Origin of the sequence: Rhodoferax ferrireducens T118, from assembly GCF_000013605.1 — a bacterium.
GTDB lineage: Bacteria > Pseudomonadota > Gammaproteobacteria > Burkholderiales > Burkholderiaceae_C > Rhodoferax > Rhodoferax ferrireducens.
Window position 1 is genome coordinate 1,457,685 of sequence record NC_007908.1, and the last position, 13,581, is coordinate 1,471,265.

The 13,581-nt window shown below is 59.2% G+C and carries 13 protein-coding genes; 3 read left to right on the forward strand and 10 right to left on the reverse strand.

The features are described from left to right. Positions 1-87 precede the first annotated feature (87 nt). Positions 88-1,302, forward strand: a complete 1,215-nt coding sequence (locus RFER_RS06810; protein ID WP_011463656.1) for a tyrosine-type recombinase/integrase — start codon at positions 88-90, stop codon at positions 1,300-1,302. A gap of 1,109 nt (positions 1,303-2,411) precedes the next feature. On the opposite strand, the gene RFER_RS06815 is transcribed toward RFER_RS06810, so the two are convergent. The 10 genes from RFER_RS06815 to RFER_RS06865 form a co-directional block, all read right to left on the reverse strand. Next, positions 2,412-3,002 carry a hypothetical protein gene (locus RFER_RS06815; protein ID WP_041790318.1) on the reverse strand — a complete coding sequence of 197 codons (591 nt, stop codon included), beginning with the start codon at positions 3,000-3,002 and terminating at the stop codon, positions 2,412-2,414. Between the two features lie 9 nt (positions 3,003-3,011). Beyond that, on the reverse strand, positions 3,012-3,857 hold the full coding sequence (locus RFER_RS06820; protein WP_011463657.1) for a ParA family protein: 846 nt from the start codon (positions 3,855-3,857) through the stop codon (positions 3,012-3,014). 193 nt (positions 3,858-4,050) lie between these two features. Then, complete coding sequence (locus tag RFER_RS06825; RefSeq protein WP_011463658.1) at positions 4,051-4,656, reverse strand: hypothetical protein; 606 nt, start codon at positions 4,654-4,656, stop codon at positions 4,051-4,053. Positions 4,657-4,794: 138 nt separating this feature from the next. Then, the gene (locus tag RFER_RS06830) at positions 4,795-5,592 is read right to left on the reverse strand and encodes a hypothetical protein (protein ID WP_011463659.1); all 798 of its coding nucleotides are present in this window, start codon (positions 5,590-5,592) and stop codon (positions 4,795-4,797) included. Further along, positions 5,573-5,908: a hypothetical protein gene (locus tag RFER_RS06835; protein WP_041790321.1), complete on the reverse strand. Its 336-nt coding sequence runs from the start codon at positions 5,906-5,908 to the stop codon at positions 5,573-5,575. The genes RFER_RS06830 and RFER_RS06835 overlap by 20 nt, the downstream gene beginning before the upstream one ends. 218 nt (positions 5,909-6,126) lie before the next feature. After that, the gene (locus RFER_RS06845; protein WP_011463661.1) at positions 6,127-7,755 is read right to left on the reverse strand and encodes a YfjI family protein; all 1,629 of its coding nucleotides are present in this window, start codon (positions 7,753-7,755) and stop codon (positions 6,127-6,129) included. Beyond that, positions 7,752-8,570 carry a toprim domain-containing protein gene (locus RFER_RS06850; RefSeq protein ID WP_011463662.1) on the reverse strand — a complete coding sequence of 273 codons (819 nt, stop codon included), beginning with the start codon at positions 8,568-8,570 and terminating at the stop codon, positions 7,752-7,754. The genes RFER_RS06845 and RFER_RS06850 overlap by 4 nt, the downstream gene beginning before the upstream one ends. Before the next feature lie 97 nt (positions 8,571-8,667). Further along, on the reverse strand, positions 8,668-8,925 hold the full coding sequence (locus RFER_RS06855) for a helix-turn-helix transcriptional regulator (protein ID WP_011463663.1): 258 nt from the start codon (positions 8,923-8,925) through the stop codon (positions 8,668-8,670). Between the two features lie 199 nt (positions 8,926-9,124). Next, complete coding sequence (locus tag RFER_RS06860; RefSeq protein WP_011463664.1) at positions 9,125-9,913, reverse strand: hypothetical protein; 789 nt, start codon at positions 9,911-9,913, stop codon at positions 9,125-9,127. Further along, a complete protein-coding gene (locus RFER_RS06865; RefSeq protein WP_011463665.1) occupies positions 9,910-11,166 on the reverse strand; it encodes a hypothetical protein in 1,257 nt (418 codons plus the stop codon). Before RFER_RS06865 ends, RFER_RS06860 begins: the two co-directional genes overlap by 4 nt. Positions 11,167-11,280: 114 nt before the next feature. Between RFER_RS06865 and RFER_RS06870 the strand changes: the two genes are divergently transcribed. Together RFER_RS06870 and RFER_RS06875 are read left to right on the forward strand one after the other, a co-directional pair. Next, complete coding sequence (locus RFER_RS06870) at positions 11,281-11,478, forward strand: hypothetical protein (RefSeq protein ID WP_011463666.1); 198 nt, start codon at positions 11,281-11,283, stop codon at positions 11,476-11,478. After that, complete coding sequence (locus RFER_RS06875; protein WP_011463667.1) at positions 11,475-13,568, forward strand: HsdM family class I SAM-dependent methyltransferase; 2,094 nt, start codon at positions 11,475-11,477, stop codon at positions 13,566-13,568. The genes RFER_RS06870 and RFER_RS06875 overlap by 4 nt, the downstream gene beginning before the upstream one ends. Positions 13,569-13,581: the final 13 nt, after the last annotated feature.

Sequence of the window (13,581 nt, forward strand, 5' to 3'; positions counted from 1 at the left end):
CCAGCTTGCACCCGTTGGGGGTATCTTTGGGGGCATGGGGGTATTCAAGTGGGGGTATCGCCAAAAGAACAACCTTTGGAGTGCCCTATGTCGCTGACTGATACCGCCATCAAGAAGGCCAAGCCGGGCGACAAGCCTGTGAAACTGAGCGACGGCAAGGGCCTGTACTTGCTGGTTAATCCCGTTGGCTCGAAGCTGTGGCGCTGGAAATACCGGTTTCTGGGCAAAGAGAAGGTCATGTCGCTGGGCGCTTACCCGGACGTTTCCCTTGCCCAGGCGCGTGATGGCATGGGCGCGGCGCGCAAGTTATTGGCCAGCGGCACGGACCCTATGGCGCAACGGGCTACCGACAAGATCACGAAGCAGGCATCCGCTGAAAACTCTTTCCAGTCCGTGGCCTTGCTGTGGTGGGACCACTGGCATGGTGCCAAGAGTGCGCGGCATGCGGATGATGTGATGCGTCGCCTCAAGGCTGATGTGTTCCCCGCCATTGGGGCGCGCCCGGTGTCGGAGATACAGGCACATGAGCTGGTGGGAATGGTGCAGACGATTTCAAAGCGCGGGGCCTTGGATATTGCCAAACGGGCTTTGCAGACCTCTGGACAGGTTTTCCGGTACGCGGTGGCCCATGGCCTTGCCCAACGCAACCCGGCCAGCGACATCAAGCCCAGTGATGTGCTGGCGTCCCGCAAGGCCGCCAACTACGCGCGTATCAGCGCCAAGGAGCTGCCCGAGTTGCTGCGGCACATCGAAGGCTATGCGGGCGCTGCCGTGACGCGCTTGGCCATGAAGTTGATGGCGCTGACCTTTGTTCGCACGTCGGAGCTGATCGGCGCACGCTGGGCCGAGTTTGACTTGGAAGCGCGGCGCTGGGACATTCCCGCTTCGCGCATGAAGATGAAAACGCCGCACATCGTGCCGCTGTCCACCCAGGCGGTGAACGTGCTGCAAACGCTGCAACTGGTGTCGGGGCGCGGCACGCTGCTGTTTCCGGGCGAGCGCGACCACGAAAAGTCCATGAGCAACAACACCATTTTGGGTGCGCTGGACCGCATGGGCTACAAGGGGCGCATGACCGGCCACGGATTCCGTGGCGTGGCTTCCACGTTGCTGCATGAAATGGGTTTTGACCATGCCCACATTGAATTGCAACTGGCGCACCAGGAACGCAACGAGGTGAGCGCGGCCTACAACCACGCGACCTACCTCAAGCAGCGGACCAAGATGATGCAGCACTGGGCGGACTACCTGGATAGCTGCACGACGGGCCAGGTGCTGGCGTTTCAACGTGCCGCAGCGTGAAGCGTTGCTATTATGGTGATAGCTGCTTGCGCAATGAGTACGGGGCTAGCGTCTGATTTGACATATAAGTGTGCTGCGCAGGGGCTTGGTCAGCTACCGCGAATGCGGCAGGCAGTGACGAACCTTCGGCGCTCGATGCGTGTCTGTGACCTCCACCAGCGCGGTCATGCCGGGCACGCTGCCTGCTGACCTGCGCTGCGCGCTGGTGGCAGCGCACCCAACATCACCGCTTTCGTATTGCGTGAGTCTGTAGCTCTGGTTAGTGGCCAATGCGGAGTACCGCAATGGCCAGGCGCCACGAGGCTGTCGCGTGGCGTTGACGAGCAGCGCGGCCATGTGTCGCCGCCAGTCGCTGCGCTTGGTGGCAACGGCACATCACCGCTTGACCCTGTTCGATGCTCTGTAGTCTCAGTCAGTGGGCACGGCGGAGTACCGCCATGCCCAGGCACCACAAGGCTGTCGCGTGGTGTGCGTGGCAGTTGTGGCACACGCCCGCTACGGCCACCCGCTTCGCTTTTACATAACGCCGCATTGCCCTCAGTGCCCGCCAGTCGCTGCGCTAAAGCTCCGCTTGGTGCCGGTCACCGCTGCGCGCCCTGTCGGGTGAAGACAACAGGCGTTATGCAAAGTGGCCTTCGCTGGAGTCGGTCGCACAGCCATCTGCGCTTCCCGGTCGTTGCACGCCCTACGCGCCGCCGTCTGCGCGCCCTTGTGGTTGTCGTGGCGTTGTGGCATTGGTCAGGCGCTGCGCGCTGTGCGCTTGGTCAGTGGCCTGCGGCCAGTCATGTGGTGTGTGCCCCCGCCCACCCTTGTGCTTCGCCGCTGCGCGGCATCAGCCCTGCGCGCTGGTCTGCCCGTCCGCCCCCCATGGGGGCTCCCTCAGCCCGCGCGCCCACTGGGTTGGCTTTGCTACAGGTCTTGTAGCTGGTCACGCACGGAATACGAGGCTACAGGCCAAACGGCCTGCAGCCAGCGTGGCCGCTGGCTTCCTTTGCAGGAGATTTGCTATATATTTAGTAGCTTCTTACGCACGTTCTACGAGGGCTAGCGGCTGATTTGGCAAATATATGTGCCGTTCACGGAATGAATGCGAAGTACGTGATGTAGTGTCACGAAGAAACGGGGTCCCCACCTCGCCTGTCACCAACCGGATCGACTCGTGTATCTACCGATTTTTCTGCGGCAGTTGAATCCGCATTCGACTCTCCGGTTCTGACCGCAGCACTCGTGGCTTTGATCGCGTCGGACAGTGGCCCAAGCTGAGTAGGCCCCAGGTGCGGACCCGACGCGCGGAGCAGCATCAGCTCATCGTCAGGCATCTTCAACAACAAGTCGAGAACCTTCCTGAACGAGTCCTGTCTTTGCTTGATGGTGCCAGGGTCTTGGCCCCGCATTTCAAGGAAGTGCCTCACATCCGAGGCTGTCGGGAGGAATGTTTTGGCGTCGAACCTTGAAGCAAGCGCACGAAGGGGCTCCTTCCGATCCCTAGCGGCATCAAGCCGCTCTACCGTTTCCGATGCACTTGGTTTACGGTACTCCTTCGTTGGCTTGCGTTCATGTACACCAAGCAAAGGACCTCGATAGGCCTGTTCGGCATGGACATCGGCTAGGCATTGCCGAACCGTGTCGTATCCCCACTCTTGTAGCAAGGGGACCAACAGAGATTTGAGCAGGGGGTGTTTGCTCTTCTTTTCAATCATCACGAAATCCTATAGCCCAATTGAGTCAAAAAATTCTTTTGCGAACCGAGGGAACAAAACGGCATTTCCGGAATAGCTGTGGTCCCCGCGCATAATCTTTGGGAAGCCTCGTGAGAACGGTATCTGTGTCTTGAAAATAGGCCACGAGTTGGTCTTTGCTTCAGTCCGAATCTCTTTGAGAGCTCGTTCCTTCTCCGGCCCGCCGTCATTCCCCCCATGATAGAAAGCGTTGTTGATCACCACGCCGGCAACGTCGAGGGTGTGTCCACGGTTGCTCCGTCTGAAGCTCTCTAGTGATTCGTGCAGCAACGGAAAACCAATAGTCGCAAAGAACTCTGGTTTTACCGGCACCAAGACCAGACCGCTCGCGTGGTAGGCCGCGTGCGTGAGGATTGATTCAGTGGGAGCGCAGTCGATGATGATCAAGTCCTTGTGCTGGAAGTTTCCGGCCAAGAAGCGCGCGAGCACTTTCGGGTCCGGACGTAGCGAGTTTGTTAGGTTGTCGGAAAAATCGAACCTCGAAGGAATAAGTTGCAGCGTGTTCGCTCCGACCTTTGTGATCAGTTCGACGCCCGTGTTTGGGGCCAATAGTGAGCCCGACGCTCCGGGTGAGGCAGGGCGATAACCGTTGAAGATTTCGACAATCGAAGGCCTTCTTTCCTCCAAGAAGGAGTTGTAGTTGCTGCTCATCAGTGCTTGGCTCAGATTTGCCTGAGGGTCCAAGTCAATCGCAAGCACGTCGCGCTGTCTGGTCGAGAGCGCGTATCTGGCGAGCAGAGCGGAGATTGTTGACTTTCCTACGCCACCCTTAAGGTTGATCACACAGACTGTCAGGGGCCCATTCGGTCTTGCCATTGCGCGTTCTCCCGCCTGATTGATGTTCTTGTAACGAAGGGATGATCATACGGCCTGCACGGCGTTGGACGAACTCCGGGTGGCAGCATCCAACGCAGCGGGGCAATGCCGCGAAATGGATTGCCTCAGACATCCCGCTAAGTTGCCGTATTTCGGTGAACGACACTATTAGGGCCCATTTTGCGAAACAGATTTACCTCTCCAGCAACTTGTGCAGGAAACCCAGCTTGCGCCCAATGTAATGCAAGCTGACTTGCACCAACGCATCGTGGCGGCCCTTGAGCCGGTGGTAGGTCTTCCAGTGCATGCCTTTGGGTTTGGCGCCGTCGCCATTCAAGATGCCAGCCTCCCAACCCATGCGTTTGCGCAGTTTGTCGGTTTTGGTAGATGCCCTGTCCCCCGCGCCTTCATTCTGCGTGGCGTAGCCCAGCCCGCCGCACTGGCGGCAGGCAAAGTACCGGCCCGGCGCGTAGAGCACTGCCACCCGCTTGCTGCACCGGGGGCAGGTGAACCAGTGGCGCTGGCCGCCCAGGTGGCAGGGTGAGGTTTGCGTTTGCACACGTTGCTCGACAACTTCGCCGGTGCTTTTCATGCGGTAGGACAGCACCATGCTTTCAAAATCCACCCGGATGCTGATGCCCGCCACCTGACGGTCGTTCACCAGCCACTGCCAGCTAAAGCCATTCCCCGGCACCAGCAAGCCTTTGCGGGTGATCTTGCGAATGTCCAGCGGCATGGAATCGTTGGTTTCGGCTTTGCCGCTGTAGCTGCTGCGCCGTCCACTTCCGCGTCCGCCCATTTCTATTCTCCGGTTTTTGCCGAAATCATTTGGCAAGTTGAACAGGTGTTGCGACCTGAAAACGCATGAATCTCGCCTTAATCCGCATGGATGTTAGGTTTCAAGTGTTTTGCGTGTCGCCGAAAAATACGCATGTCTTTACGCTGCGCGGCTGCTTCTGAGGTCTTTTAGCTTGATCAGCATGGCCAAAGTGCGCTCAAATTTGCGATCCAGGTGAGTTTCGTAGCGAGAAAGCTTCTCCAGCCTGTAGGCTTGCAGCCCTTCGCCAATGGTTTGATTCACGATGGCGTCGTGGTGGCGTGATTCTTTTTCCTGTTGGTGGCACAGGGGTGACAAGTGCTCGGTGATGAAGCTGGCCAGTCCTTCGGCATCGGCGGCGTATTCCTCTTCCTCCACGTAGCTTTCCCACCACTCCCGCGAGTCAGGCAACAGGGCGCGCAGCGCTTTGTCATAGGCGCGGTCGCCGCCTTTGCGCAGGATGGCGCTGGCCTTATTGGTGGCATCCAGGTCGTGGCGGGCAGCGCGTTGGCTTTCGGTCACGTCTTCGGGTTTCAAATCCATCAGGTCGCGAATGTCGGTGCCTTCGCCCGACAACCCCATCTCAAACGGTGCCGCCGCCGGTATCACGGTCTTGGCACTGCGTGCGGATTCCTTCAAGCCCTTGTTGATGGTGGCCCCCTCGGCTTGCAGCACTCGGCGCTTGCGCCAGATCACGCTGGCCAGTTCCTCAATCAAATGCTGCTCGGTCGCGCCAGCGGGCAGGTGCTCATCCATTAGCGAGCTGACCAGACTTTCATAGTCGGCATGGCTCTCGTGGCTGAGGACGGTGTAGCGGCTCAGGATGCCGTGCTTGAGTGCGTTGAAGCGGACGACTTCATAGGGCTGGGCGTTCAGTGCGGCTATTTCGTCAGTTTTTTCAGTGGTGGGGGTGTTCATCGTCGGTTCCTTGTGGTGTTGATGTGGGGTGCGCATTGAATCCGTCACAGCGCTGGAGTTGGATCACCAGATCGGCAGGCAATTGCGCATCACGCGAGTGGATAGCAACACCAGCGGCCTGCCAGTTGCCACAGCGCGATGACCCGGCCCGATGCCCGGCAAAGTGCTTGCACTCCAGGCAAACGCGCCGGTCGTCTTGGTCACGGTCGCGAAGCACCAGCTTGTCGGCCAGCGTTTCGCCATCGTTGCGGGCCAAGCCCCAGTCGGCGAACTTGTGCAGGCGCGCCGCGAAGGTGTCAATTTCCACCCCATTCATGGCCGATGAATACGGCCAGCACCAGCGGTCGGGGTTTTCGAATACGGCGGGGGAGGGCACTGCCAAAACTGACGAAAGTTGCTCTGGCTTTGCAGAAACGGCCTCGGTAGGTACTGCCGAAACTGCCAAAAGTCTTGAAACAGAGGTTTCGTCAGTTTTGACAGTGCCGCTCCGGTCCGTTTGTGAAATTGCCGCCTTTGCACGTTCCGCCCAGGTGATCATTTCGCCACCTTCTTGATTTGCGGGTTGACGTAGTAGCGGACCGTCGGGCGGCCCAGCGGGTTGATGCCGTCCTGACTTTGCACATGGCCGTTTTCCTCCAAGATGGCCAGCGCGGTTTCTGTCTGCATGGCGCTGGTCACGCCTGACCATTGCTTGCGCACCATGTCGCGCACCGTGAAGCCGTCGTCTAACTTGCCCTCGGCCAGTCGGCGGCTGATCATGCGGGCGGTGGTCACTTTGGCGGCCTCTACCAGCCCGTAGATGCGTCGTGCATGGCCTGTCAGGTATTCGCACCAGGCGGCTGCGCGCAATGCGCTGGGGGCCGTCACCGGGCCGATGGAGCCTTCGGCCAAGTGCAGGATCAGCGCGATGGAGCAGAACAATTTCTCAAACTTGCCGAAGTGTTGCTGCATCAGTGGGTTTTGCTCTTGGGCGATATGCACGGTGTGCAGTTCGGTGCACCACTCCACAAAGATGTCTTGCGCCGCATCATCAAAGCAGAAGTGGGGCAGCTTCACAAAGTCGTCGTTAGGTGCCGCGCCGTCCTGCACGGGGTCAAACACGGCCAGCCGGTCGAACAGATCACGCACCGCCTCGCGTGCGCCCTTGACCGGATAGCGGTCGCGCCATTCCCAGGCGACGGCGTTGGGGTACACCATCACTTGAAACCGTTGGATGCGGCCATCGTTGTCCAGCGAAGTCGTGATACCGGCGAGATAGCGTTCCAGCAATTCCGGCTGGATGCCGCCGAACACCGAGATGCACAGGTTTTTGATGTGCAGGCTACCGCGCCCGATGCGGTCAATGTTGAAACTGGCGGTGCCGTTCCAACCCTCCAGATAAAAAGCCTTATCGCCTTCTTTGCCTTCTTTTTCCCAAGATGCAAGCAGGCCGATCAACTCGTCCCGATAAACCAGCATTCCTTGCGGGTTGTGCACCAGCAGGTCGCCCAGCTTTTCTACCGTGGAGTCGTTGGATTTGAAACGCCGCTCTTTGGGTTCTTCCGGGGCTTGCAGGTCTTGCAAGTCCGCAATGGCGGCGTTCATTTTGAGGTGGTCGCCTTTGCCGCCTGCGGCCTTCTTCATGCTGGCCTTGACGGCGGATTGGTGCGCCTCAAAGGCTGCGGTTTCAGCAGCAAATATCTTCTTGGCATCTTCCAGCTTTTCGGCTTCTTTGGCCTCCAGGCGGTCAAGAAAGCGCGTCACCGTGCCCAGGGCGGGCGACTTCTTGGAAGACGGGTCGCCCACAATGCCGCCAAACAGATTTGGGGTGACGATCCAGTCGTCCCGGCGCTTGGGCTTGATGCCGCAGCGCGCACCAATGACCGAGCCCAGGCAGACGATCAGCGCCGCCGCGATGTAGTCCGGCGAACAGGGCATGCGGTCGGCTTCGTCCAGCACAAAGTCTGCCAGCGTGGGGGGCAGTAGAGTCTTCGCGTCGAAGGCTGGAGCAAGAGGAAGATCAGTTTTGATCTCCTTCGGCTCCGGCCATATGGTCAATTGGCCTGTAGCCCTCGTATCACTTGTGCAAGCAGCTACTGAGTTGATAGCGAAATCAATGTATTCCTTGACCGCGTCTGGCCCCGCCAATAGATGCAGGTCGTTGAAGTCCGTCATGTTGTTCATGCTGTTGCCTTAAACACCGGTACGGCGAGGGTGGCACCCGCTGCTTGCACCGCTGCCGTGGCTTTGGTCATGCCGGGGTTGCCTGGGGTCTGGTGGTCGTCATCGGCGGCGATGATGATTTTGAGAGCGGGGTACTTGCTGCGCAGTGCCACGGCGACAGCCTCAAGGTTTCCCGCATTGAATGCGACAGCGGCCGCATGGCCCGTGCATTCATGGATGCTTGCGCCCGTGGCAAAGCCCTCGCACACGATCAGCGCACCCTTGGGTTTGCCGATACCGAAGTAACAGCTTTTGACCCTGCCGCCCGACATAAACATCTTGGTGCCGTCCGGCGCTATGGTCTGCAAGCTGTGCACCGTGCCCTCCGTGTCACGCATCGGGACCAACAGCTTGTCGCCCTCCATCTTTGCGCCATGGGGCAGGATGCCTTTGCGGGTCAGGTAGTCGTGCTGAGTACAGGGCGTGGCTGCCGTCCAGCGCTTGAGTGCGTGGGCTGCTGCCAATTGCTGGCGCTGTGCCAGGTCGTCTTCACGCTGGCGCTGCATGGTCTTGACGCGCTCACGGTGTGCAAACCGTTCCGCGTCGGTCATGGAGGTGTCCGCCTTGCTGCACCAGTTTTGGGTGAAGCCCTCGCGCCAGTCGCCAAACGCCCCTGCGGCGATGCCGTCGGCGTGCAGCATGTACCAACCGTTTTTATGGGTGGGCTTGCCGTTGGTGCTGAAACGGTGGATTGCGCCGTCGTCAACGATTTCGGTCGGTGGTGTCAGTCCCGCCGCCGAAATGGCCTGCCTGAATTGGTCGATCAGGTCGTTCATACGCAGCCTTTCAACGCAATGCCCAACAGGATTGCAATGGCATACGGCGCGGACTGGATCAACCAATAGGCGAGGGCATGAAGAGCGGTTTTCATGGCTACAGCCCCCAAGCTGCCATCAGCTCTTTGCGTTTGGTGTGCAGCGTCTCGACCAATTCGCGGATTTGGGTATCGGTCTTGCCCGAGATGCGCGCCGCATTCAGCGCCTCAATCTCATTGGAGGGCCAACCGACGGCGCGCGGCCCCAGGCTGACGGGTTTGGTCCACAAGCCCTGCGCAATGCGCAGGTAGATGGTGGAGCGGGAGTAGCCAGATTGGGTTTTGGCGGCTGGGATACGCAGTATGGTGGTCGTCATGTTGGGTCCTCTTTGACGGGTATGGAATGAACTCAGACGCAAGTTTGGTTGGGCGTTTTGGGCGACAAAAGGCCCACGCGGCAGCTTGCTGCGAGCTGTGTTTCAGAGGGAAAAGAGGGGCGAACTGCCTGGAACAAAACCGGGCCAACGGCGTGCTCTCAGGCGTGAAAGTTGGGCGAAAACTTTCCGCCCAACTATTTCAAGATTTCATGCGTTTCTTGATGGTGCTGGGGTCGCGGACATGTACTTTGTCCGCCTTGGCGATTTGCTGCGAATACCAAACGTCTGATTTTCCCGGACTCTTCTTGAGCAAAGCCCGGTATGCCTTCTGCCAGGCGACGTACATGGCCTGCGTGTCGATCTTGCGCGCCTCTCGCTTGGCGGTGCTGGGCGTGTGGTGCGGGTCTGCGGTGGTGGCTGCATCGACTAATTGGCGAATCACCGCCTGATCCAAAGTGAAGCTGGCATCCTCGAAGGCGATGACATCCGCCAGCGGCATTGCAGCCGCACCGGCAACCAGCGCCAAATGCCCATCCAGGCGCAGACAGAGCATCTGGGTGCGTTTGTTTCCGCGCGCCATGCCAATGGGCAGCAAACGGTCTTCGGATGGCTGTACGGTGGTTTGTTGAAGGCCGAGACTGGCGGCGACAAATCCGCACACCGCTTGGGCATCACTGCGCCACAGGGACAACATTGCGGTAGGGATGGCCACGCGGTTGATGTCGCTGCGCTTGTCACACACCACGAAGGATGTGGCGGGTGTGTTGGCGCTTGGCGGGGTGTGTACCGGCATGCTGCATTCTTGCTCGCAGCCGGGGCAGACCACGCTTTTGACAGGGCGCGCTTTCAGCAGCAGACCTTGTGACTTCAACGCGGATACCGCCGCTGCGGGCCACTGGTTCAACTCTTGCCTGCTGATCGTGACTGACGCGCCGTTACGCGCACCGATGCGGCCCAGCAATTCAGTCAAGGCGGCCTGCGGGGTCATTCCACCAGTGCGGCTACAGGTGTGGGTGCATGGACCGTGGTGGCGTCAGACGTGACCAAGTCAGTGGGTTCGCGCGGCTCAATGCCCGATGCACTGAGCATGTCGCGCAGTTTCAAGCCCAACTCGTCGTACTTGAGCGAGCAAGAGTTGGGGTAGGTGATATGGATGTTGACCGTCTTGGGTGGCCGGTCGGCCTCGACCACTATCGTCACGGCCAAATCCACTTGGGTGACGCTGTACTGGGCCATGGGCATGGCGGTTTGGATGCGATCCAGCAAAGCGTACACGGCTTGCGGGTCTTGGCTGGTGTCGGCTTCCAGCGAGATGCGTTCGCCTCGGGTGGCCCGTGACGACAGGCGCAGCTTCTTCACGACAACGCTTTCAATACCGCTGCCCAGGTCATAGGTGAATTCAAAATTGCGCTGCCGCAGCGGCCCCAGGTCATACACCCGCGAGTCTTTGGGGTCGGGTGGCAGTTCGGGCAATTGCAGAATAGTTTCGGCAAACATGGCTTGCAGCGGCTCGATAGCTTTGTAGGCGCCGCGATAGTTCAGGTCCAGCTTGCCTTCAGACTGCGAGTAGACAAAGATCACCTCAAACGCCGGGTTGTGCGGGCGAATGCCAAACTGCCCGTTGACCCACTCGGGGCTTTGTTGTGAGTAGTCTTCAGGGTAGGCAAAAAAGTAATCGAGGTCGCCCCGGCGAAAGGGCTCCACCACGCAGTTGTTGCCCCGGCCCTCGGTGTGGTGAAAGTAGGTGCGGATGCGGTTGGCCAGAGCCTGGGTGCTGGTGGTGTCCACTTGAGCGGCGTTGTGCGGCAGGTTCTTGCGCTTGCGCCAGTGCGACAGGGTGTCTGCATGGTAGAAGTGCATGGCACCACGCCAAAACAGGTTGTGGTCCAGATATGTGACCATGGCGCGCTCGAAGTGGTTGGCCAGTGCGGCCAGCTTTTCGGTGAAGGCAATGGCGGCGTTGGGGTCGGCATCTTGGGCCAGGTGCCATTGGGCCTCGTCCAGAATGGCCCGGCAACCCTTCTCGCAGCTCATCTCAAAGATGTCGCGAAACTCCGCATCCATGGTGTTGCGCTGGGCTTCTGGCAAGGCCAGCCAGGCAGCAAACAATTCGTCGTGCCGGGTCTCGGACATGGCGGCGAAATCGAACTCGCCAAACACCGCGCGCCCCGCAAAATAGCGGGCCAACAGTGCGTTGGGCATGTGCCGAAAAAAGTCTCGGGTCGAGTAGTGACGGGTCATGTTGTTTCCCTGCTCGACGGTGAAATCAGCGTGGAACCCACGCCATCGGACGCCTCTGAGCTTTGTTGTACAGTGCAGTATATCCACAGTACAAATGCTGTATGAGGTAACACCATGGCCTCCACCAAGACCACCACATTGACTTTTCGTATTGAGCCGGGACTAAAAGAGGCGGTGCGCACCGCCGCTGAGCTGGAACACCGGAGCATTGCGAACATGATTGAAATCATGATTCGGGACTATTGCGGGCGGGTACAGGTTCCAATCCAGGCGCCTGTCACCCTTGACATTGACAAGAAAAAAACCAAATGACACAAAAAATTGGCGCGGGACTGCTCGAATATGCCGGAAAAATCTGGGATACCGCCGACACGCTGCGCGGCGCGGGGATCAAGGAAAGCGAATGGCCTACTTACATGATGCCGTTCTTCGCGCTGATGATGCTCGAATCGCGCCTGCGCCGTTTCAAGCAAGAGCGCATTGCCGAGTATGAAGAGGAAACTGGCGCGGCCTTTGATCCCGAGGACGCCACCCACGCCAAATGGCTGGACGATACCGCCAAAGCCGTCGGCAAGGGCTACCACAAAGACCTGCTGCTTCACGACAAGGGCCTGCGCGAAACCTGTCTGGTGCCGGGCGGCAACTTTCTCAACCGCCTGCTATCGCACCTGAACTCATACGACCCTGACACCAAGAAGCTGCTGGGCATCGACTACGCGCAAGGATCGGCCAAGTTTCTCGACATGCAGGGCAAGGCATCCGACCTCAACGCCCGCGACAACAACCCGCTCTATCCCTTCGCGCAGAAGTGGGCGTCGATAGACCTCACGCCCTTCGATAACTCCGAGATCACCACCATCGAGGAACACATCAAGCGCAAGTGGGCGGACATCTCGGCGGAAACCGCCGGAGAGCAATACACGCCTTCCGATGTCATCGACCTTGCCACCGCTATCATCATCGAACTGCGCCGCGAAGGCAAAGGCGGCACCGGCATTGCCGATGTGTATGACATGGCCTGCGGCGGCGGCAACTTTCTGTTCGCCACCGAAGATGCTCTGCGCGACGCCTTCCCCAAGCTTTCCGTGCGCACCCGTGGCCAAGAACTGAATGATCCGCTGTTCGCGCTGGCATCCATCGAAGCCCGCTTCCGCGAGGATGCCCAAATCGAATGGGGCAACACCCTCACCAACGATCTTTTCCTCCTCGATAAATTCGACGCCATTGTCGCCAACCCGCCCTATGGCGTGGACTGGAAAGACTTCAAGCAAAGCCTGGGCATGGATGCCTCGGGGCGCTTCGCCAAGGACAGGATGCCACCCACCTCCGATGGTCAGCTCCTGTTTTTGCAGCACGCCGCGTTTCACCTGTCCGAGGTTGGGGTAGCCGCGATTGTTCATTCCGGCTCAACCCTGTTTTCCGGCGATGCCGGTGGGGGTGAATCCGAAACCCGGCGCTGGCTGATCCAGCAACAGGACATCGTCGAAGCCATCATCCAGTTGCCCAAGAACGAGTTTTTCAACACCGGCATTTCCACCTACCTGTGGATACTCAACCGCGCCAAGCCGCAGGCGCGCAAGGGCAAAGTGCTACTCATCAATGCCGAAGACCAGTTCGTCAAACTCAAGAAGAATCTCAACAAGAAGAACTGCAAGATCGACGAAGCCAACTGCGCAGCGATTGTGAAAGCCTTCCGCGCCTGCAAAGACGGCCCCATCTCTAAAGTGCTCACGGTCGATCAACTGCTCTACAACAAGGTCGAAATCATCCTGCACCGCCACGACGCGGAAGGGCGTGCCATCCAGGAAGAAACCGCCCTCAATGGCGAGGTCATCACTGTGACAATTGGAGGGCAAAGCCACATCATCAAGAATGGCCCGTTGATCAAGCCGGATCACCTGACCACTAAGGAAGCTGCCGCCGCGTTCAACGAGGCCATCAAGGCGGCGGAAACCCTCACCGTGCAATCGGGCAAGCTCACCTACACACGCGACAACGAAACTGGTGCGATCCGCCTTGACGATGGCACGACCCTCTCCGAACTCGGCCTGGGCGTGCTGGCTGTCAAGGCCAAGGTCGCCAAGGCCAGGGGCGCGGAAGTGCTCAAGGTCGAAGTCACCCTCGGCCCGCTAAAAGAGAAGGATACCGAGACCACAGCCTTTTCGTTCGACCCGGCCGGCAACGATGCCATCATCCGCGACTTTCTCGCCACCTGGGTGAAAGAACCGTTCGAGCGCGTGCCCGACGCCGTCACGGTCGGCTGCGAAATCAACTTCAATAAGCAGTTTCCCAAGAAAAGCGAAGTGGGCACTGTCAAGGACTTACTGGAAAAACTGCACCGGCTTAACGCCAAGGGCGCGGAACAGGAAGCAGACTTCACCGCCAGCATCTCGGGGGCATGAGCGTGACAAGGGC

Excerpts from the sequence above, each read along its gene's own strand:
- RFER_RS06815 (WP_041790318.1), bottom strand. The coding sequence starts at position 3,002 with ATGATTGAAAAGAAGAGCAAACACCCCCTGCTCAAATCTCTGTTGGTC.
- RFER_RS06860 (WP_011463664.1), bottom strand. The coding sequence starts at position 9,913 with ATGACCCCGCAGGCCGCCTTGACTGAATTGCTGGGCCGCATCGGTGCG.
- RFER_RS06865 (WP_011463665.1), bottom strand. The coding sequence starts at position 11,166 with ATGACCCGTCACTACTCGACCCGAGACTTTTTTCGGCACATGCCCAAC.
- RFER_RS06810 (WP_011463656.1), top strand. The coding sequence starts at position 88 with ATGTCGCTGACTGATACCGCCATCAAGAAGGCCAAGCCGGGCGACAAG.
- RFER_RS06830 (WP_011463659.1), bottom strand. The coding sequence starts at position 5,592 with ATGAACACCCCCACCACTGAAAAAACTGACGAAATAGCCGCACTGAAC.
- RFER_RS06845 (WP_011463661.1), bottom strand. The coding sequence starts at position 7,755 with ATGAACAACATGACGGACTTCAACGACCTGCATCTATTGGCGGGGCCA.
- RFER_RS06825 (WP_011463658.1), bottom strand. The coding sequence starts at position 4,656 with ATGGGCGGACGCGGAAGTGGACGGCGCAGCAGCTACAGCGGCAAAGCC.
- RFER_RS06870 (WP_011463666.1), top strand. The coding sequence starts at position 11,281 with ATGGCCTCCACCAAGACCACCACATTGACTTTTCGTATTGAGCCGGGA.
- RFER_RS06875 (WP_011463667.1), top strand. The coding sequence starts at position 11,475 with ATGACACAAAAAATTGGCGCGGGACTGCTCGAATATGCCGGAAAAATC.
- RFER_RS06850 (WP_011463662.1), bottom strand. The coding sequence starts at position 8,570 with ATGAACGACCTGATCGACCAATTCAGGCAGGCCATTTCGGCGGCGGGA.
- RFER_RS06855 (WP_011463663.1), bottom strand. The coding sequence starts at position 8,925 with ATGACGACCACCATACTGCGTATCCCAGCCGCCAAAACCCAATCTGGC.
- RFER_RS06820 (WP_011463657.1), bottom strand. The coding sequence starts at position 3,857 with ATGGCAAGACCGAATGGGCCCCTGACAGTCTGTGTGATCAACCTTAAG.
- RFER_RS06835 (WP_041790321.1), bottom strand. The coding sequence starts at position 5,908 with ATGAATGGGGTGGAAATTGACACCTTCGCGGCGCGCCTGCACAAGTTC.